Source organism: Thermaerobacillus caldiproteolyticus, from assembly GCF_015326725.1.
GTDB classification, from domain to species: Bacteria; Bacillota; Bacilli; order Bacillales; family Anoxybacillaceae; genus Thermaerobacillus; species Thermaerobacillus caldiproteolyticus.
The window spans coordinates 561,512-581,886 of the sequence record NZ_CP064060.1; the positions used below are offsets into that span (position 1 = coordinate 561,512).

The following is a 20,375-nucleotide window of genomic DNA, read 5'->3' on the forward strand; positions in this document are numbered from 1 at the left end:
TGCCCCTTTTTACTCAAAAATGGTGTAACACCCTGTCGATTGGACAGGGTGTTTTTTATGAAAAGGAGCGGAGAGATATGGCACATTTATTGACATTAACAGATTTATCATTAGCTGAAATTACTTCATTGCTTGATGAGGCAGAAGAGTTTTCAGAAGGAAAATATTGGCGTGCCCCAGAGCTGTTTTTTGTCGCCAACTTGTTTTTCGAACCGAGCACACGGACGAAATGCAGCTTTGAAGTGGCAGAAAGGAAATTAGGGCTCCAAGTCATTCCGTTTGATGCGGACATGTCGAGCGTGCAAAAAGGGGAAACGTTGTACGATACGATTCGTACGCTTGAGTCGATTGGCGTGGGCGCAGTTGTAGTGAGACATCCGGAAGATCAATATTTTGAAGCATTGCGTGATTCAATTGCCATTCCAATCATTAACGCCGGGGATGGCTGCGGACATCATCCAACGCAATCGCTGTTAGATTTAATGACGATTCGTCAAGAATTCGGCGCTTTTCGTGGACTGACAGTAGCGATTGTCGGCGATATTCGCCATAGTCGCGTCGCTCGCTCGAATGCTGAGGTGCTGACAAGACTTGGAGCGACTGTGTTATTTGCAAGTCCTGATGAATGGAAAGATGATACGAATCAATATGGAACGTATGTCGATTTAGATGAAGCCGTCCAAGAAGCGGATGTCATTATGTTATTGCGCATTCAGCATGAGCGACACGAAGAAAAAATGGGACTAGCCAGAAAGCAATACCATGAGCGCTATGGACTAACGGTCGAACGAGCAAAGCGCATGAAAGACCGCAGCATTATTCTACACCCTGCTCCTGTCAATCGCGATGTGGAAATTGCGAGCTGCCTTGTCGAATGCATGCAATCACGAATTTTCAAGCAAATGGAAAACGGTGTTTATATACGTATGGCTGTATTAAAACGAGCAGTGGAAAGGGGAATGGAGAATGGCAATCATCTTAAAAAATGGCAAGTCGTTCAATAAAGACGGGAAAATTGAACGAACGGAAATCAAAATCGAAGAAGGGATCATCACTGCGATCGGAACAGAACTACATATCGAGGCAACTGATGAAGTGATCGACGTTCAAGGCTGCTTCATTTCACCAGGATTCATTGACTTGCATGTTCATTTGCGCGAACCGGGCGGAGATCGGAAAGAAACGATCGCCACAGGCACCCTTGCCGCAGCGAAAGGCGGATTTACAACGGTGGCAGCAATGCCAAATACGCGTCCGGTGCCGGATACGAAAGAGCAAATGCTTCGCTTGCAAGAACGGATTCGTGAAACGGCGCATGTCCGTGTATTGCCGTACGGAGCAATTACGATTCGTCAGCTCGGAGAGGAATTAACGGATTTTGCCGCATTAAAAGAAGCGGGAGCGTTCGCGTTTACGGACGATGGTGTCGGCGTGCAATCTGCCGGCATGATGTACGAAGCGATGAAGCGAGCCGCTGCTCTTGATATGCCGATTGTTGCCCATTGCGAAGATAATACATTAACGAATCACGGCGTTGTTCATGACGGAGAGTTTGCAAGACGGAATGAATTAAACGGAATTCCATCCGTATGCGAATCTGTTCATATTGCGCGCGATGTGCTTCTGGCAGAAGCAACCGGCTGTCATTATCACGTCTGTCACATTAGTACAAAAGAATCCGTTCGCGTTGTCCGTGATGCCAAACGGGCTGGCATTCGCGTGACGGCAGAAGTGACGCCCCACCATCTCCTTCTTTGTGATGAAGATATTCCGGGGATTGACGCGAACTATAAAATGAACCCGCCGTTACGAAGCAAAGAGGACCGTGAAGCGTTAATCGAAGGCTTGCTCGATGGCACGATCGACTTTATTGCTACCGATCATGCGCCGCATACGGAAGCAGAAAAACAGGAAGGCATTGTTTTTGCCCCATTTGGGATTGTCGGTTTAGAGACAGCGTTCCCGCTTCTTTACACATATTTAGTCAAGACGGACGTACTGACGTTCAAGCAGCTTATTGATTTTTTGACAGTCAAACCAGCCGAAGCATTTCGCTTATCGTCGGGACGATTAGCAGTCGGGAAACCGGCGGATATCACCATCCTTGATTTGGAAACCGAGCAAGTCATCGATCCACATACGTTTGTTTCGAAAGGGAAAAATACTCCATTTGCCGGTTGGCCATGCCAAGGATGGCCGGTGATGACATTTGTCGATGGAAAACCAGTTTGGCAGAAAGGGAGAGAGTAAATGAAACGACAACTCGTTTTAGAAGACGGCACATTTTTTATCGGTGACGCGTTCGGGAGCACGGAAAAAAAGATCGGAGAAGTTGTATTTAATACAGGAATGACAGGCTATCAAGAAATTTTATCCGATCCTTCTTACTGCGGACAAATTGTAACAATGACATATCCATTAATCGGCAATTACGGCATTAACCGAGATGATTTCGAATCAATTGAACCGCACATTCATGGGCTTATTGTCAAAGAAGTGTGCCATGCTCCTTCCAATTGGCGAAATGACATGACACTTGATGACTATTTGAAAGCAAAAAACATCCCTGGCTTAGCCGGCATTGATACAAGAAAATTAACGAGAATCATTCGCCAATATGGAACGTTAAAAGGAATGATTTGTGATGTAGATATGAGCGTTCAGGAAGTCGTGAACTATTTAACATCTACAAATCTACCAAACGACCAAGTGAAGCGAGTTTCGACGAAAAGTGCATATCCAAGTCCGGGGCGAGGTCATCGTATTGTGCTTGTTGACTTTGGAATGAAGCACGGCATTTTACGAGAATTAAATAAGCGGAATTGTGATGTAATTGTTCTGCCATACAACGCGACAGCTGAAGAAGTACTTCGCTTAAATCCTGATGGAGTGATGTTATCGAATGGCCCTGGGGATCCGAAAGATGTGCCGGAAGCAATTCAAATGGTTCAAGGCGTATTGGGAAAAGTACCGTTATTTGGAATTTGTCTCGGCCATCAATTGTTTGCCCTAGCTTGCGGTGCCGATACGGAAAAAATGAAGTTTGGCCATCGCGGCTCGAATCATCCAGTGAAACATTTGGCAACAGGAAAAGTGGTGATCACTTCACAAAACCATGGTTATACGGTGAAAGAACAATCATTGCAACATACAAGATTAGAAGTGACACATATCGCCTTAAACGACGGTACAATTGAAGGATTGCGCCATCTCGATTATCCAGCATTTACGGTGCAATATCACCCGGAAGCCTCTCCTGGTCCAGAAGATGCGAATCACTTATTTGACGAATTTATCGCGATGATTCAAAAGTTCAAAACGGAAGGAGAAGTCATCCATGCCTAAACGTCAGGATATTGAAACGATTTTAGTGATTGGCTCTGGTCCAATTGTCATCGGTCAAGCAGCGGAGTTTGATTATGCGGGAACACAAGCATGCTTAGCACTAAAAGAAGAAGGATATAAAGTCATTTTAGTGAACTCCAACCCGGCAACGATTATGACAGATACGGAAATTGCGGACAAAGTATATATGGAGCCGTTAACACTTGAATTCGTTTCGCGCATTATTCGCAAAGAGCGTCCTGATGCAATTTTGCCGACGCTCGGGGGACAGACGGGGTTAAACTTAGCGGTCGAATTGGCCAAGACAGGGGTTTTGAAAGAATGTGGTGTTGAAATTCTTGGCACGAAATTAGAAGCGATTGAAAAAGCGGAAGACCGTGAACAGTTTCGTGCTCTCATGAACGAGCTTGGGGAGCCGGTTCCAGAAAGTGAAATTATTCATAGTTTAGAAGAAGCGTACGCGTTCGTAAATGCGGTTGGTTATCCGGTCATCGTTCGTCCAGCGTTTACGCTCGGTGGAACGGGCGGGGGCATTTGTTCGAATGAGGCTGAGCTTATCGAAATTGTCTCAAGCGGTTTAAAAATGAGCCCCGTTCATCAGTGTTTATTAGAAAAAAGCATCGCCGGATATAAAGAAATCGAGTATGAAGTGATGCGTGATGCGAATGACAATGCGATTGTTGTTTGCAACATGGAAAATATCGATCCGGTTGGCATTCATACAGGCGACTCGATTGTCGTCGCTCCAAGCCAAACGTTAAGCGACCGTGAATATCAATTATTGCGCAATGCTTCATTACGAATTATCCGTGCGCTTGGCATCGAAGGCGGATGCAACGTGCAATTGGCGCTCGACCCACACAGCTTTCATTACTATGTCATTGAAGTCAACCCGCGCGTCAGCCGTTCTTCAGCGTTGGCGTCAAAAGCTACGGGATATCCGATTGCCAAGCTCGCGGCGAAAATTGCGGTTGGTTTAACATTAGATGAAATCATCAATCCGGTGACAGGGAAAACATACGCTTGTTTTGAACCAGCGCTTGACTATGTCGTCACGAAAATTCCGCGCTTCCCGTTTGATAAATTTGAATCAGCGAATCGCCATCTCGGCACACAAATGAAAGCGACAGGTGAAGTGATGGCGATTGGCCGGACATTCGAAGAGTCTCTTTTAAAAGCGGTACGCTCATTAGAAACAAACGTATACCATTTAGAGTTAAAAGGGGCAGAAGCTATTTCGGATGAACTGCTTGAAAAGCGAATTCGCAAAGCGGGAGATGAGCGCCTGTTCTATATTGCTGAAGCGCTGCGCCGCGGGGTTACAATCGAGCAAATTCACGAATGGAGCCAAATTGACCGCTTTTTCTTGACAAAGATCGAAAACATCGTCTGCTATGAAACGGTCGTTCGCGATCATATCGGAGATTTGGACGTATTAAGAAAAGCAAAAGAAATAGGCTTTGCCGATGTCAAGATCGCTGCACTTTGGAACATGAGCGAACGCGATATTTATACAATGAGAAAAGGCGCAGGAATTGTACCCGTTTATAAAATGGTCGATACGTGCGCAGCGGAATTCGAATCGGAAACGCCGTATTACTATGGCACATATGAGGACGAAAACGAATCGATCGTCACAGAACGTGAAAGCGTCGTTGTTCTCGGTTCAGGACCGATTCGCATCGGGCAAGGAATCGAATTTGACTACGCGACCGTTCATTCTGTCTGGGCGATTAAAGAAGCAGGATATGAAGCGATTATCATTAATAACAATCCAGAGACAGTATCAACCGACTTCAGCATCTCTGACAAACTATATTTTGAACCATTAACGATTGAAGATGTCATGCATGTGATCGATTTAGAAAAACCGATCGGTGTGATTGTTCAATTTGGCGGACAGACGGCGATTAACTTGGCGGCTGAATTGGCAGCGCACGGCGTCCGCATTTTAGGAACTTCTCTTGAGGATTTGGATCGCGCCGAAGACCGCGATAAATTTGAGCAAACATTGTTCGAACTAGACATCCCACAGCCGGAAGGAAAAACGGCCTTTTCTGTCGAGGAAGCGGTGCGTATTGCCGAGGAAATTGGCTATCCGGTGTTAGTTCGTCCATCCTACGTTCTTGGCGGCCGAGCAATGGAAATCGTCTATCAACAAGAAGAGTTGCTGCACTATATGAAAAATGCCGTCAAAGTCAATCCGCAGCATCCCGTGTTAATTGACCGTTATTTAATCGGAAAAGAAATCGAAGTCGATGCGATTTCTGATGGAGAAACAGTTTTCATTCCAGGAATTATGGAACATATTGAACGGGCGGGCGTTCACTCTGGTGACTCGATTGCGGTGTATCCGCCGCAAACATTAGCTCCACACATCAAACAAAAAATCGTCGACTATACGATGAAACTGGCGAAAGGATTGCGCATTGTTGGGCTGTTGAATATTCAATTTGTCATATACAAAGATGAGGTGTATGTCCTTGAAGTGAACCCACGCTCAAGCCGAACGGTACCGTTTTTAAGTAAAATTACCGGCGTGCCGATGGCGAATATTGCGACAAAGGTCATTTTAGGGACAAAGCTGTCTGAACTTGGGTATGAGGCGGGCTTGAAGCCAGAAAGTGATGGGGTATATGTAAAAGCACCTGTTTTCTCATTTGCAAAATTGCGCAATGTCGATATTTCACTTGGACCGGAAATGAAATCAACCGGAGAAGTCATCGGAAAAGATACGACATTTGAAAAAGCGTTATATAAAGGGCTAGTTGCTTCTGGCATTCACATTCGTTCGTACGGAGCAGTATTACTCACGATTGCCGACAAAGATAAAGACGAAGCGGTCGAGTTAGCAAGACACTTCCATCGTATGGGGTATCAACTGCTTGCTACGAACGGAACAGCGGAAGCATTGAAAGCTGCCAATATTCCGGTGACGGTCGTCAATAAAATTCATTCCGAATCGCCAAACATTTTAGATGTCATCCGCCAAGGAAAAGCACAAGTTGTCATCAATACGTTAACAAAAGGAAAACAACCGGAAAGTGACGGCTTCCGCATTCGCCGTGAAGCGGTCGAAAACGGCATCCCTTGTTTAACGTCATTGGATACTGCCAAAGCGATGCTACAAGTCATCGAATCTATGACATTTTCAACAACGGCGATGACACAAGAGTTGGTGCGTTCATGATGAAGCGGGAAAATATGACGATTGTTCATCAAGAACGAATTGCCGAGAACATTTATGCAATGACGTTAACAGGTGATTTAGTGGCAGAAATGAATAGGCCCGGTCAATTCGTTCATATCAAAATAACCCCGCAAGCGGATCCGCTTTTGCGTCGTCCGCTCAGCCTTTGCCATATCGATAAAGAAGCTAGCCAATGTACAATCATTTATCGAAAAGAAGGTATGGGAACAACGCTTCTTTCACAAAAACGGCCGGGAGAAACCGTTGACGTTCTCGGCCCGCTTGGAAACGGTTTTCCGCTTGATGTGATAAAAGCGGGACAAACGGCTCTGATTGTTGGCGGTGGGATCGGCGTCCCCCCGCTTTATGAACTATCAAAACAGCTTGTGAAAAAAGGAATTTCTGTCATTCATGTTCTTGGGTTTCAAAGTAAAGATGTGATGTTTTATGAAAATGAGTTTGTCAAACTCGGAGAAACGTATGTAGCAACGGTTGACGGATCCTGCGGAACGAAAGGATTTGTGACCGATGTCATTGCTGAGCGCTCGATTTTCTTTGATGTCCTGTATGCATGCGGACCGAAACCGATGTTAAAGGCGCTGGAACGAGCATTTCCACACAAGGAAGTATACCTTTCGTTAGAAGAGCGGATGGGATGCGGTATTGGCGCGTGTTTTGCCTGTGTCTGCCGCGTTTCAAACAGCAAAACGGCGTACAAAAAAGTATGCAGTGACGGACCTGTTTTCAAAGCAGGGGAGGTGGTGCTATGAATCGTTTAGAGGTACAGCTGCCCGGTCTTTCATTAAAAAATCCGATTATGCCCGCCTCAGGCTGTTTCGGTTTTGGGCGTGAATATGCGCAGTTCTATGATTTGAGTAAGCTCGGTGCGATTATGATTAAAGCGACGACACAAGAAGCGCGCTTTGGCAATCCGACCCCCAGAGTCGCTGAAACACCGGGCGGGATGCTGAATGCGATCGGCTTGCAAAACCCCGGTCTTCAAAAAGTTATAGGCGAAGAACTGCCATGGCTTGAGCAATTTGACGTTCCGATTATCGCCAATATCGCAGGCTCAACATCGGAAGAATATGTGGAAGTCGCCAGACAAATTTCCAAAGCGCCAAATGTTCATGCACTTGAACTCAATATTTCGTGTCCGAACGTGAAAAAAGGCGGCATTACGTTCGGAACCGTTCCGGAAGTTGCCGCGGAACTGACGAAGCTTGTGAAGGAAGTATCGGAAGTTCCTGTCTATGTGAAGCTTTCTCCGAATGTGACCAACATTGTGGAAATGGCTAAGGCGATTGAAGGAGCAGGAGCGGATGGTCTGACGATGATTAATACGCTTCTTGGCATGCGCATTGATGTGAAAACAGCCGAGCCGGTGCTTGCCAATCGGACAGGGGGGCTTTCTGGACCAGCGATTAAACCGATTGCGATTCGGATGATTTATGAAGTAAGCCAAGCTGTTTCCATCCCGATTATCGGCATGGGCGGCATTCAATCAGCTGAAGATGTCATTGAATTTTTTTATGCCGGAGCAAGCGCTGTAGCGGTCGGAACCGCAAATTTTATTGATCCGTTCGTTTGTCCAAACATCATTGCCGAACTTCCGACCCTCTTGGATGAACTTGGGATTGAACACATTTCCGAATGCACAGGAAGGAGCTGGAGAAAAAGTGAACCATCCGTTTATTGTGGCGCTTGATTTTCCGACAGCGGAGGATGTAAAAACGTTTTTACAACCATTTCAGCATGAATCGTTATTCGTTAAAGTCGGCATGGAATTATATTATCAAGAAGGACCGGAGATCATTCGCTATTTAAAGGAACAGGGGCATCGTATTTTCCTCGATTTAAAGCTGCACGACATTCCGAATACGGTCAAGCGGGCGATGCAAGGATTAGCATGCTTAGGGGTTGATCTTGTGAATGTGCATGCAGCGGGAGGAATGAAGATGATGGAAGCGGCGCTTGAAGGGTTAAATGCCGGCACACCAAGCGGTGAGAGTCGTCCGTATTGCATTGCTGTCACACAGTTGACAAGCACGAATGAACAAATGTTGCGCGAGCAGCTTCTCATTGAACGTTCGATGGAAGAGACGGTACTTCACTATGCTTCTCTTGCGCACAAAAGCGGACTCGATGGCGTCGTCTGCTCGGCAAAAGAAGTACCGCTGATTCGCCAAGCTTTCGGTGAATCATTTCTTACGGTAACGCCGGGCATTCGCTTTGCGACCGATGAAAAAAATGATCAAGCTCGCGTCGTTACACCATATGAAGCAAGGAAGCTCGGCGCAAGCGCCATCGTTGTTGGAAGAAGCATTACGCGCGCGGCCGATTCATATGCGGCTTACGAGCGATTACAACGAGAATGGAATGGAGAGGAGCAGAAATGAAAAAAGAAATCGGGGCACATTTACTGCAAATCGGTGCGGTATCTTTACAACCGAATGAACCATTTACATGGTCATCCGGAATAAAATCACCGATTTATTGCGACAATCGGCTTACGTTAGCTTATCCAAACGTAAGAAGCACGATTGCCGATGGGCTAATGAATCTGATTCGCACGCATTTTCCAGACGTCCAAGTGATCGCCGGAACGGCAACCGCAGGCATTCCACATGCCGCTTGGGTAAGCGAGCGCCTAGCCTTGCCGATGTGCTACGTGCGCAGCCAAGCAAAAGGGCATGGAAAAGGAAAACAAATTGAAGGAAAAGTGGAAAAAGGCCAAAAGGTCGTTGTCGTTGAAGATTTAATTTCTACAGGAGGCAGCTCTTTGAATGCCGTTCGTGCATTGCGGAAAGAAGGATGTGATGTGCTCGGTGTCGTTGCCATTTTTACATATGGCCTTGAAAAAGGAAAACAATCCTTTGCTGAAAATGACGTTGCCGTCTACACGCTTACTGATTATGACACCCTCATTGAAACAGCGGTGGAGATGGGTGTCATTACGGAGGAAGACATTGCGACATTGCGAAAATGGCGGGAAAATCCAGAAGAGTGGAATAGAGAGGAGTCACAACGACTAAGTTGAATGGACTTTCCTCCAAAACAGATAGAAGGTATTAACGGTGATTCCATCTTCTTAAGAGGGCGTTTGTATGGAGAAAAGCGCTCTCTTTCTTTTTCTTAATTATAAAATAAATTTTACAAAATCCAAAAATAGAAGTGTCCATGATTAAAGAAGCTCAAGTATAGGATTAAAAGAAATTTATTTTCCTTCTGAACAAAAAAGCGATAGACAAAACAAAAGAACAAAGTCTCAAAAAAAACAAAATTTAGTTCACCCAACATTTAAAGATACTGGTTAAAATCATTAAATTTTTGACATATCCTCAATGTCCTTCAAATAGCTTTATTAACGTGATTAAATGCGAATTTCAGATGAAGGAGGTTGCCTGATTGAAAAAGATTTTTTCGTTCCTTTTCGTATGGTTTCTTGTGATGGCGGTGGTAGCTACTCCTGCTGATGCTGGTAAATTTACAAATCCTGGTTCTGGCGGAGCACCGGGAACCTGGTACATTGGCTCAACGCCTGACCATTTGATTCCTGATGCGCCTGTGATTTTGTTCGTTCAAGGGTTAAATAGTTCCGCAAGTACATGGTATGACAACAACGATATGTACGAGACTGCTTATAACAATGGATATCAAACGGCTTTTTTGGAGTTATACGATTCAGGTGGAACTTCGGAGGACATGTGGGACAATGGAAGTTTGTTAGCCGCGAAAATCCAGGAAATTTACAATTATTTCGGTAAAAAACTAGTGCTTGTTACTCATAGTAAAGGAGGCATTGACGCGCAAACGGCTTTGGTTCATTACAATGCGTATCCTTACGTTTCTAATGTGATTACGTTAGGAAGTCCGCACTATGGTTCTCAATTAGCAGACCTAGCATACAGCAGTTGGGCTAGTTGGCTTGCTGATATCCTTGGATCAAAAAGCGATGGTACGTATTCTTTACAGACGTCTTATATGAACTATTTTCGTTCAATTACTGATCATCACGCAAATGTGAATAAAAATAACTATTATACGTTAGCGGGAACGAAATGGGGTTCGTTCGGTTCCTCGCTATATTGGGGTGGGCTTTATTTATCTCAGTACGGAACAAATGATGGCGCTGTCACAGTGGCGAATGCGTACTTGCCAAATGGGCAGATGTTACAGGTAGGGGATTGGGATCACTCGACTATCAAATATGGATCATCTACGTTCTCGATTTTTAAACCTTTTTTGACGACCAATAGGGCGATGAGCTCTTCCATTCAAACGACTTCCTTATTTCCGGAAAAAGGATTGGAATCGGATGAAAATGGCTCTCACGTGATAAGAGGGGGAAGCTTTCAACAAACGGCTGTTGAAAACTTTGCCGTTGAAAGTAACGTACGCACGTTAACAATTAACTGGATGAGTGATCAACCGGTTGACACGTTAACGATGATAAGCCCTGACCATCAACTGGTGAACGTACCCGTTGCCGTATATCAACAAGAGGAAGACGTTTTTCAAGGGGCGTGGAATCACGTAGCAGTAATCAATCAACCAATGCCTGGGGAATGGACCATTCAAGCGAAAGCTGATGGTACAAGTGCCTATCTACTCGTTGCTACGTTCGATTCAGACTTAACAAAAAACATAAAACTAAAACCAAAAAACAATAAAAACAAATGGGTCATAGAAACGGATGGCACTAAAATTAAAACGAAACAAATGAACATGGAATACAGCCTTGATTTTGTAGCTAAGGAAAACAATCCAGGGAAAAAGAAAGGAAAGAAACTAAAAGAAAAAGCTTCATTGTCAGCGCATGACGAAATCGTGATTCCAAAACAAACCGAAGCAGGCGTCTATCATTTAACACTCGACATCAAGGGGGAGACATTAGATGGTAAGCCATTTGAGCGCACCTTTATTCAGACTATTTATAAGGATGAGAATGGGAACATGTATTAAAGTATATACTTATTTTCCTCAGGAGGCTAACCCAAAGATAACATCGGGATAAATTATATTGTGAAATGTACGTGACGTCAGACACTGATAAGCCAGCTTCATGCAAAGAATCATGTTTATTATTTTCTACACGAAAACCTCTTTGCGCATCGCTGTATTGGGTTTATGGTTTTAATCAGGTTCTGTTTTTCACTTTATTTAGTCTATGTTTCCATTTTCTTAATTAAAACAATGCATGTATTAATTATTTAAGTCTAAAAGACTAAGTTTGATGGAGCTGAAGAGAGTTTGTAAGAGTCTTTTATTTTTATAAACTCTCTTCAGAGGTTTTATTCCTGGTATAAAGTTTTGATAAGGTTCATTCGAGAAATCCATATGGAAGGTATAAATGCTGCAGCAAGCCCTATCAAAGGACTTATGATCAATTCGATTAAAACTATTAGCCATGGGAATAGATATTCTTTTGCTTCCAAACCTGCTAATACATGGTAACCAAACACAAGACCTGATATAATTCCAATTAGCCCTCCGGCTAATGAAATGATTACTCCTTCTAACAAGGCTAATCTCACTACTTGGTTTGGTCGGCTTCCTAGCGCTCTGAGCACCGCAAACTCTCTACTTCTTTCTCTTAGGCTACTAGCTATGTTATTCATCAATCCTATAATACCGAGGAAAATAGTTAAAATCACAGCAGCAAGTAAAATAAATAACCTTTGTTGTACCTGCCGGTGTAACGTTAAAAGTTCTTTTTGACGGTCATAAAGTATAACATTTGAAAAATTTGGGTTATTTAACAATTTGTCAATCTTTTTTTGAATAACACTACTTAAGGATGGATTAGAAATATTATATTGAATTTGTTCAATCGTGTTAATTTTAAAATATTTTTTAAGATTTTCTCTGTCGGTATAAGCTGTATATTCATCAGAAGGTAAAACAGGCATCTTATCAATAATTCCGACAATTTTGAATCGGTGGCCAGAATTTTCTCCCTTAATCACTTCGTTATAACGTCCTATTTGAATATAATCACCTAACTGAAACCCAAATTTTTTTAAATTTTTTGTAATGATAACTCCATCATTACGCAGAGCTCCTTGATCAATTGTTCCTTCTAGCACCTTTATGGAATGAAATTTTGTTACTTCATTGATATTTATTGCTCTAAGGCTAATATGAATTTGTTTCTTACCATTTATATTGAATAGTTGACCATTCCAGTTTTTAATATAGTTTTGGTCAAGATTAAGTGTTAATCCAAATAAAGCTGTAGGAATGGATATTGAACTTACACCTTCTATTTGTTTAATTTGTTCTTCTAAACTTTTGGAAAAACCTGGCTCAAGCGATGAATCAGTAGCTTGTAATTTATAATCCATTGGATACCTAGTTTTTATATCTTTTTCGGCTTGAATCGCTATGGAAGAAAAAAGTAAGTAACCAGTAAGACCAATGACAAATGCTAGCATCAGTATGCCTGCTATTTGTATATTTTTTCTCATCTGGCGTAAGGCATTCCGTCCTGCCAATAATGCATCTGATCCGAGGAAAGGTTTGGATATAAACGAGATGAACTTAACAGTCAAATAAAGAATGACTGGAATCCCTATAAACATGGAGAATAGGAAACATAAACCAGTTAAAAGATAAATCCATTCAGGTCCCTTCGTATATAAATAGTTAAATATTGAGACTACGATTGAAGCAATTAACAAAATTGGTGATAACCATCGTACTAAAAAACTATATTTATCTAAGGATGGTTCACTTTGTTTGTAAGCAACTATAGGGGGTAATTTACTAGCAAGATATCCCGGTATAATCCCTGCAAGTACGGTAATAACTATTCCGCTCACTGCACATAGGAATAATGACTTCCAAGGGATTACAATCCCTACAAGAGAAAACCCCATTAATTGTTCTACAACACGTTGGGATAAGAAAGAAAGCACAATTCCTAATAAAACACCAACTGTAGCGCCGATAAATCCAATGACCATTGATTCAAAAACAATCATAAGTGTCAATTGATAGCGTTTTATACCAATAAGTCTTAAAGTTGCTAGTTCACGTTTTCTTTCCAGTATGGCCATTTGTAGCGTACTTACGACGATAAGAAAACTTCCTGCCAATGCTGAAATCGAAATGGTATGAACAAATGGCTTTAAGCCCCCTATGTTCTCCCTTTCTTTTTCCATCTTTGTCCTGTTATCAATAAAAATATCAGGATATTTGGATTTGATAATTTGATTAATTTTTTCCTTTGATGCTTCGTCTTCTAATTTTAACATCAAAACAGTTGCTTTTCCTTTATTTGATGTAACCTTACTTAACCAATCGTAATCAAAAACTGCAATGTTCTCTAATTTTTCATTTTGTTTTAATGTTCCAGATATAACGACTTTTTGTTTATTATTACGAGGAGGGAAAGGTAGCTCAATTTCAGACCCAATTTCTAAATGATTTGATTTCAAATATCGGATAGGCAAGATAACCTCGTTTCCTTTCGGGAATGTTCCTTTGTCTATATTTAAAAAAGGATGTTCTTTTGCTAATTGATCATTTTTAAAGCCAACATACATAGGCAGAGCTGTTATTTCTGGAATTTTCATTTTTTCACCGATATAAGGGTAAAGCAGAGGTGTGCTATTTTTAACACCTGGAATTTGATTAATAAAAGTGATATCGTCTTCTGTAAGATTGTGCTTATCGGTTTGATATCCCACTAGCATATCGTAATTACCATACTTTTCTCTTAAAGTATACTCATTAGAACGTTCAACAGTAAGTATAAGAATTTGGGATATCACCAGAAGCATCACACTTAAAGCGACACCTAATATGGAGAAAAAAGCTCTACTTTTTTTAGATACAAAAAATTTCCAATCTAGTTTCATGATATTCATACTAACTCCCCCTCAATTCTGCGAGTAATTTCAACCACTCTTTGCCTCACTGATTGGCTAGAGTTTTTTAAATTAAGCTCATCAATCAACTTTCCATCTTCCATAAATACGATGCGATGGGCATAGGAGGCGACTTTAGCATCATGTGTTACCATCACGATAGTATGGTTCATTTCATCACAGAAATGACGCATGATATCTAGAATCTCTTTGCTTGTTCTTGAATCCAAGCTTCCTGTTGGCTCATCGGCTAATATAATTTTTGGTTCTGTGACTAACGCTCTAGCAATAGCCACTCTTTGTTGCTGTCCTCCGGACATATCCGAAGGCCGTGAGGATGCTAAACGTCCAATTCCTAACAAGTTCAATAAATCAAGTACTTTTTTCCTTGCCTGATCGTCGTATTTCCCTAATATAAATAGGGGTAATGAGACATTTTCCTCTGCAGTTAGTACCGAGATAAGGTTAAAGAATTGAAATATAAATCCTATCTTTTCTCCTCTTAATTTTGTCAGTTCAGCTTCACTTGCTGAAGTTAAAGAGATGCCATCCAGAAAAACTTCCCCAGAGGTTGGGCGATCTAAACAAGAGAGCATATTCAGTAAGGTTGACTTACCTGAACCGCTAGTACCCATAACAGCCACAAATTCTCCTTTATTAACCTTTAAATTCACATCTCTTAGTGCGTAAAATTGGTTATTCCCTTCACCATATATCTTATTTAGGGATTTAGCTTCCAATATTGTGGACATAATTCTAACCTCTCCTTCCTTCAAAATCGGTATCAATAATTAGTTTAGAAAGTAAAAATCAATTTAGAGTCAAAGACATATCAACAAAGGGTCAATAATTTATTAATATTTATTGATAACTTTAAATTTTTTTAGTTCTTTTTGGTATAATATTGGAAAAATTTATTTGAAGGAGGGGAAGGGGCGAGTGGAAACAGTCTTACTTGTAGATGATGAAGAAGAAATTATCGAGTTGATGAAAGATTTTTTAGAAGCAGAAGGTTATAATGTACTTACAGCTTCGAATGGTTTGGAAGCCTTATCTATTCTTAAAAAACAAGTTGTTCATTGTGTGCTTTTAGATATTATGATGCCAAATCAATCTGGATTTACAACGTGTAAACAAATTAGGGAAATCAGTGATGTTCCTATTCTTTTTTTAACTGCTGTCCAAGATGATACAGATAAAATTCGTGGATTAAACATAGGAGCTGACGATTATATTGTAAAGTCAGCTACTCCAGGAGAAATCGTTGCACGCATAAAAGCCGTTTTACGCCGCTCTCGTTCGAGAGAAAATAATCATACTCTCCATTATGGAAGTTTAAAAATTAATATATATACGAGAGAAGTGTTTGTAAATGGAAGGAGAGTAAACCTAACCCCAAAGGAGTTTGAGCTGCTTCAGTTTTTAGCAGAACATCCTAAACAGGTATTTAGCCATGACCAGTTATACCAAAAAGTGTGGGGAAATGAGTTAATAGATGAACACACGATTAGAGTTTTTATAGCCAGAGTTAGAGAAAAAATTGAGGAAAATCCTTCAAAACCTCAGTGGATTCATACTGTTTGGGGAGTGGGATATAAGTTTGAAGATAAGAAGTAAAAAACTATCAATAAAAAAATGGTTATTTATTCTTTTGTTTTGTGTGAGTTTTATTCCTATATTTTTAACCTTCATTATAAGTAAATCTTTAGTTGAAGATCCTAAAGTTCCTCTAAACAGTAACTACTTCAATATAAGAGATGAAATTTTAAATAACGTTTCTAAATGGTCAGATCCTGAATGGCAAACAGAAATCACACCAAAACTAGATCGATATGGGATGCAAGTACGATTATTTAACTCGTCCAACAAGGAGCTTTTCTCAAATTTCTCTTATTCCGATATGAATGAACAACCAACCAACACTAATATAAAGACAAGGCCCGTTGAAGAACATCTGGTTTTCAAGGATTCTAAAATCCAAGGGATAGCTTATATTCATGTGACTCAATCTTCTATAATCACCGTACATAATTCTAAACTTAAAGAATGGTTAAATGAATATGGCGGGCTGGTAATTTGGTTAACTTTCTCGTTAATTATGTTAATTTTTGGTGCTTGGTTTATAAACAAGGCGTTACTTCATCCACTAAAAAAGTTAGCTGAAGCAACCAAAAGTATATCAAAGGGAATGTTAAACATTGATTTACCTAAATCCCCAATACAAGAGATAGAACATGTATCAACCGCGTTTAGGATTATGAGCCAAAAGCTAAATGATTCGATTAAACAACAAATCAAAATGGAAGAAGAAAGAAAACTATTTATTTCTTCTATTATCCATGATCTGCGAACTCCTCTCTTTTCAATAAGAGGGTATTTGGAAGGGATTCAGAAGGGAATTGCCGATACACCTGAAAAAATGGAGAAATATATTGAAGTTTGTCAAAGGAAAGCAAATGTATTGGATACATTGATATCCGATTTATTTATATTTACAAAACTTGAACATCTAGAACAAGAACCTAATCTTGAAAAAATAAACATCTATAAATTTTTAAATAATATTATAAAAGAATTTAAATTAGAAGCAGAAAAAAAGAATATTAAAGTTGAAATAGTTAGCTCGGTAACTAACTATGTCATATTTGCAGATGAACATTTACTAACAAGGGCCATTGATAATTTGTTAAACAATGCTCTTAGACATACACCTAATGACGGAAAAATTACTATTTCCTTACATGAAACAGATAAAAATATTGAAATATCCGTTATAGATACAGGAGAAGGAATTAATCCAAAGGATTTGCCTTATCTATTTACCCCTCTTTATAGGGGAGAAGGTTCACGCAACAGAAAAACAGGCGGTGCAGGTCTAGGATTGACTATAGCAAAAAAAATATTTTTAGCGCACGGCGGAGATTTAAGAGCTAGCAATCACATTTCACATGGTGGAGCAGTGTTTACAGCCTACTTACCAAAAGAAAACTCTAAATATAATGAAGTGTCCTGACTTACTTTATAACTTTTTCTATACTCCTAATATGTTTGAAGATGGACATAGGCTTTATATAAGTATTATCTTACTTATAGCTTTATTGTGTACTTTTAGCTGATTTATTTGCTCAATTAAGCACTTCTATGTGTTTTAGTAAAGTAAACATGTTTACTAACTTTGTTGGTTACACTTTGTAAAAGCATGTTTTATACACGTTTACTGATTATGGCATCCTCATTGAAACAGCGGTGAAGATGGGTGTCATTACGGAGAAAGACATTGTGAGAATGGCGGGAAATTCGGAAGAGTGGAGGAAATAAAAAATATAGTAAAAAGGGATTTCCGTTTTGGAAAATCCCTTTTTTCTTCTCCACGGGTAGGCTAAAATGTGCGAGGGAAATAAGGGAGAAACGTTTGTTTTGCATTGGCGGAACATTCTTGTCACCTTTCGTGATATAATAAAAAGAAGAACGTTCGCAAAGGCTGAGAATGATAAATGGCTCGTCCTACAAATGCTTCCAAAGCCGGGCAATGAAGAAAGAAGGAGGAATTTTTATGGAATTTCCTCATTATTCCAAGGTTTCGTATGAGGAATATCTAGTCTTAAGGGAGGAAAGTGACGATTTACTAGAATATATTGACGGTGTTGTTTATATGGCTCCTTCGCCTAGCATTAAGCATCAACTTGTTTCAAGCAATATCCATACACAGTTTGGTATATATTTAAAAGGGAAAAAATGCAAAGTATTCGCCGCACCTACGGATATTGAGTTAGTAAGCGATGATTTGCCTGATCGAAAAGTTGTCATTCCAGACCTTAGCATTATTTGTGAAGAAAAAGGATTTACCGATACGAAATATGTCGGTGTTCCAACTCTTATTGTAGAAATATTAAGTCCTTCTAACCAAGCGCATGATTTAGTTACAAAGTTTAACTTATATATGGCATATGGTGTAAAGGAATATTGGATCGTCAACCCGATGAAAGATGCGATTACTGTTTATACTTTAAATAAAGATGGATTATATGAACAAGCAGATATCAAGGCTGGCACAGGAATCGTACAATCTGTTTGTTTTCCGGGATTGGCGTTAAATTTAGAAGAGATATTTGTATAGAACAATACCTCCCAAAAAGGAATGGGGAGGTATTGTTGTATTATTGTTTTTTCATCTTAATCACCAAATCTTCATCCGGTGTGACATAGATTGTTTGTTGGTTTTCGTAAATGACATAGCCCGGTTTGGCGCCGCTCGGTTTTTTGACGTAGCGGATACGCGTGTAGTCAACAGGAACGGAGCTGGACTGTCGCGCTTTACTAAAGTAGGCAGCAAGGTGGGCGGCTTCGATGATCGTTTGTTCCGACGGGTTTTTGCTGCGAATGACGACGTGCGAACCCGGGATGTCTTTCGTGTGCAGCCAGATGTCATCTTTATGTGCTAGCTTTGTTGTTAAATAGTCGTTTTGCTTATTGTTTTTGCCGACAAGAATTTCTGTTCCATCGCTTGAAACATAGCGTTCAAGTTCAATTTTTCTTTGTTTTTGTTTTTTCATGTGTTTTGTCGGCCGTGCCCGCAAATATCCTTGTTCGATTAACTCCTCGCGAATTTCCTCAATATCTTTCGGAGCAGCGGATTCGAGTTGTTGGAGAAGCGTTGCAAAATAATCAATCTCTTGCTTTGTGCGCTCAATTTGCTCTTGCACAATATGAAGCGAATTTTTCGCTTTTTGATATTTTTGAAAGTAATGTTGGGCATTGTCAGACGGCGACTTTTGCGGATCAAGCGGAATCGTGATTGTACGACCTTGTTCGTCATAATAGTTGATGACTTCGATTTCTTGCAGGCCGCGCTTCATTGCATATAAGTTCGCTGTCAATAATTCCCCGTAAAGCCGATATTGCTCTGCATTTTTTGCCTCTTGCAATGTTTGTTCCAACTTGTTTAACTTTTTTTCGTTTTTCGCTTTTTCGTTGATGACGAACCGCTCTAGGTCATGTGCTTGCTGTTTGACGCGATCACGTTCTGCTTTTCCAAAATAAAAGCGGTCGAGCATGTCGCTGAGCGTGCCAAATCGTTTCGTTTCTCCCTTTATGTGCGTAAGCGGCAGCACGTAAAACCATTCTTTTTCGTGATTCGTGTAAATGCATGGAGCAAACCGATTCATCCGCACGTCTTCCATTAACGCGACAAAGCTTTTTGGTAGTGTCGTTCGGTTCGCCAGTCCCGCGCGAAATACTGCTTCTTTTGCAAGGAGGGGGGAAATGCCGGCAAACGTCGCCACGAGTTGTTCTGCTAATTTTCCAGCGTGAAAATCTAATTTTTTGATGATCATCTCTTCCGTTGCTTCTAACGGATTGATTTTTCCGTGAGTCGGTGGTGCGACGTACGGATGTCCCGGCAAGACGGTTCGATAACGGTTGACGGCAGGAGAGAGATGTTTCATGCTGTCAATAATTGTATTCGTTTCTTTTTCGACTAAAATGACATTGCTGTGCCGTCCCATAATTTCGATAATAAGTTGCTTTGTGTGCACATCGCCGATTTCATTTCGCCCTTTGGCTTCGATAATAATAATGCGGTCAAAATCAACTTGATGAATGGATTCAATGATGCTTCCTTCTAAATGTTTGCGAAGAAGCATGCAAAACATCGGCGGTTCGGCTGGATTGTCATACGTTTCTTTCGTAAGATGAACGCGCGCATAGCTTGGATGCGCCGATAACAGCAATTTATGGTTTTGCCCATGCGAGCGAATTTGCAATACGAGCTCATGTTTAAACGGTTGATGAATTTTTGTAATGCGCCCTCCTTCTAGCGCTTCTTTTAGTTCTTTTGTCATAGCATAGGTAAACACTCCGTCAAATGACATGGAAAACACCTTTCCTTATCTTTTTGTTTCATTGAATATCATATCATTTTTTTGGACATGTCTGAATAAGCTTTCATAGAAAAGCGAAGAGGGAGG

15 protein-coding genes are annotated in these 20,375 nt (G+C 40.9%); 12 read left to right on the forward strand and 3 right to left on the reverse strand.

Translation table 11 applies throughout. The features are described from left to right. The first annotated feature begins 77 nt into the window (after positions 1-77). The 9 genes from ISX45_RS03005 (at position 78) to ISX45_RS03045 (ending at position 11,500) form a co-directional block, all read left to right on the forward strand. Positions 78-1,004 carry an aspartate carbamoyltransferase catalytic subunit gene (locus ISX45_RS03005; protein ID WP_181554995.1) on the forward strand — a complete coding sequence of 309 codons (927 nt, stop codon included), beginning with the start codon at positions 78-80 and terminating at the stop codon, positions 1,002-1,004. Further along, complete coding sequence (locus tag ISX45_RS03010; protein ID WP_194519937.1) at positions 967-2,250, forward strand: dihydroorotase; 1,284 nt, start codon at positions 967-969, stop codon at positions 2,248-2,250. Before ISX45_RS03005 ends, ISX45_RS03010 begins: the two co-directional genes overlap by 38 nt. Next, positions 2,251-3,345, forward strand: a complete 1,095-nt coding sequence (locus ISX45_RS03015; RefSeq protein ID WP_181554993.1) for a carbamoyl phosphate synthase small subunit — start codon at positions 2,251-2,253, stop codon at positions 3,343-3,345. It abuts the gene before it with no gap. Beyond that, positions 3,338-6,535 carry a carbamoyl-phosphate synthase large subunit gene (gene carB, locus ISX45_RS03020; RefSeq protein WP_194519938.1) on the forward strand — a complete coding sequence of 1,066 codons (3,198 nt, stop codon included), beginning with the start codon at positions 3,338-3,340 and terminating at the stop codon, positions 6,533-6,535. Before ISX45_RS03015 ends, carB begins: the two co-directional genes overlap by 8 nt. Next, positions 6,532-7,305: a dihydroorotate dehydrogenase electron transfer subunit gene (locus tag ISX45_RS03025; RefSeq protein ID WP_181554991.1), complete on the forward strand. Its 774-nt coding sequence runs from the start codon at positions 6,532-6,534 to the stop codon at positions 7,303-7,305. The genes carB and ISX45_RS03025 overlap by 4 nt, the downstream gene beginning before the upstream one ends. Next, on the forward strand, positions 7,302-8,243 hold the full coding sequence (locus ISX45_RS03030; protein WP_181554990.1) for a dihydroorotate dehydrogenase: 942 nt from the start codon (positions 7,302-7,304) through the stop codon (positions 8,241-8,243). Before ISX45_RS03025 ends, ISX45_RS03030 begins: the two co-directional genes overlap by 4 nt. Beyond that, positions 8,215-8,934, forward strand: coding sequence for an orotidine-5'-phosphate decarboxylase (gene pyrF / locus ISX45_RS03035; RefSeq protein WP_194520600.1), 720 nt, complete (start codon positions 8,215-8,217; stop codon positions 8,932-8,934). The genes ISX45_RS03030 and pyrF overlap by 29 nt, the downstream gene beginning before the upstream one ends. Further along, complete coding sequence (gene pyrE / locus ISX45_RS03040) at positions 8,931-9,575, forward strand: orotate phosphoribosyltransferase (RefSeq protein WP_194519939.1); 645 nt, start codon at positions 8,931-8,933, stop codon at positions 9,573-9,575. The genes pyrF and pyrE overlap by 4 nt, the downstream gene beginning before the upstream one ends. A 368-nt stretch (positions 9,576-9,943) precedes the next feature. Next, positions 9,944-11,500 carry an esterase/lipase family protein gene (locus ISX45_RS03045; RefSeq protein WP_194519940.1) on the forward strand — a complete coding sequence of 519 codons (1,557 nt, stop codon included), beginning with the start codon at positions 9,944-9,946 and terminating at the stop codon, positions 11,498-11,500. Between the two features lie 329 nt (positions 11,501-11,829). On the opposite strand, the gene ISX45_RS03050 is transcribed toward ISX45_RS03045, so the two are convergent. Together ISX45_RS03050 and ISX45_RS03055 are read right to left on the reverse strand one after the other, a co-directional pair. After that, positions 11,830-14,409, reverse strand: a complete 2,580-nt coding sequence (locus ISX45_RS03050) for an ABC transporter permease (protein WP_194519941.1) — start codon at positions 14,407-14,409, stop codon at positions 11,830-11,832. After that, on the reverse strand, positions 14,406-15,161 hold the full coding sequence (locus tag ISX45_RS03055; protein WP_194519942.1) for an ABC transporter ATP-binding protein: 756 nt from the start codon (positions 15,159-15,161) through the stop codon (positions 14,406-14,408). Before ISX45_RS03055 ends, ISX45_RS03050 begins: the two co-directional genes overlap by 4 nt. A gap of 187 nt (positions 15,162-15,348) precedes the next feature. On the opposite strand from ISX45_RS03055, the gene ISX45_RS03060 reads away from it, so the two are divergent. The 3 genes from ISX45_RS03060 to ISX45_RS03070 all read left to right on the forward strand — a co-directional run bounded on the left by ISX45_RS03060 (position 15,349) and on the right by ISX45_RS03070 (position 18,526). Beyond that, the gene (locus tag ISX45_RS03060; RefSeq protein WP_194519943.1) at positions 15,349-16,026 is read left to right on the forward strand and encodes a response regulator transcription factor; all 678 of its coding nucleotides are present in this window, start codon (positions 15,349-15,351) and stop codon (positions 16,024-16,026) included. Then, complete coding sequence (locus tag ISX45_RS03065) at positions 16,010-17,422, forward strand: sensor histidine kinase (protein WP_194519944.1); 1,413 nt, start codon at positions 16,010-16,012, stop codon at positions 17,420-17,422. Before ISX45_RS03060 ends, ISX45_RS03065 begins: the two co-directional genes overlap by 17 nt. Positions 17,423-17,962: 540 nt before the next feature. Next, positions 17,963-18,526, forward strand: coding sequence for a Uma2 family endonuclease (locus ISX45_RS03070; RefSeq protein WP_194519945.1), 564 nt, complete (start codon positions 17,963-17,965; stop codon positions 18,524-18,526). Between the two features lie 40 nt (positions 18,527-18,566). Here ISX45_RS03070 and ISX45_RS03075 read toward each other — a convergent pair whose 3' ends face one another. Continuing rightward, positions 18,567-20,279, reverse strand: coding sequence for an Rqc2 family fibronectin-binding protein (locus ISX45_RS03075; protein ID WP_194519946.1), 1,713 nt, complete (start codon positions 20,277-20,279; stop codon positions 18,567-18,569). Between the last annotated feature and the right edge of the window lie 96 nt (positions 20,280-20,375).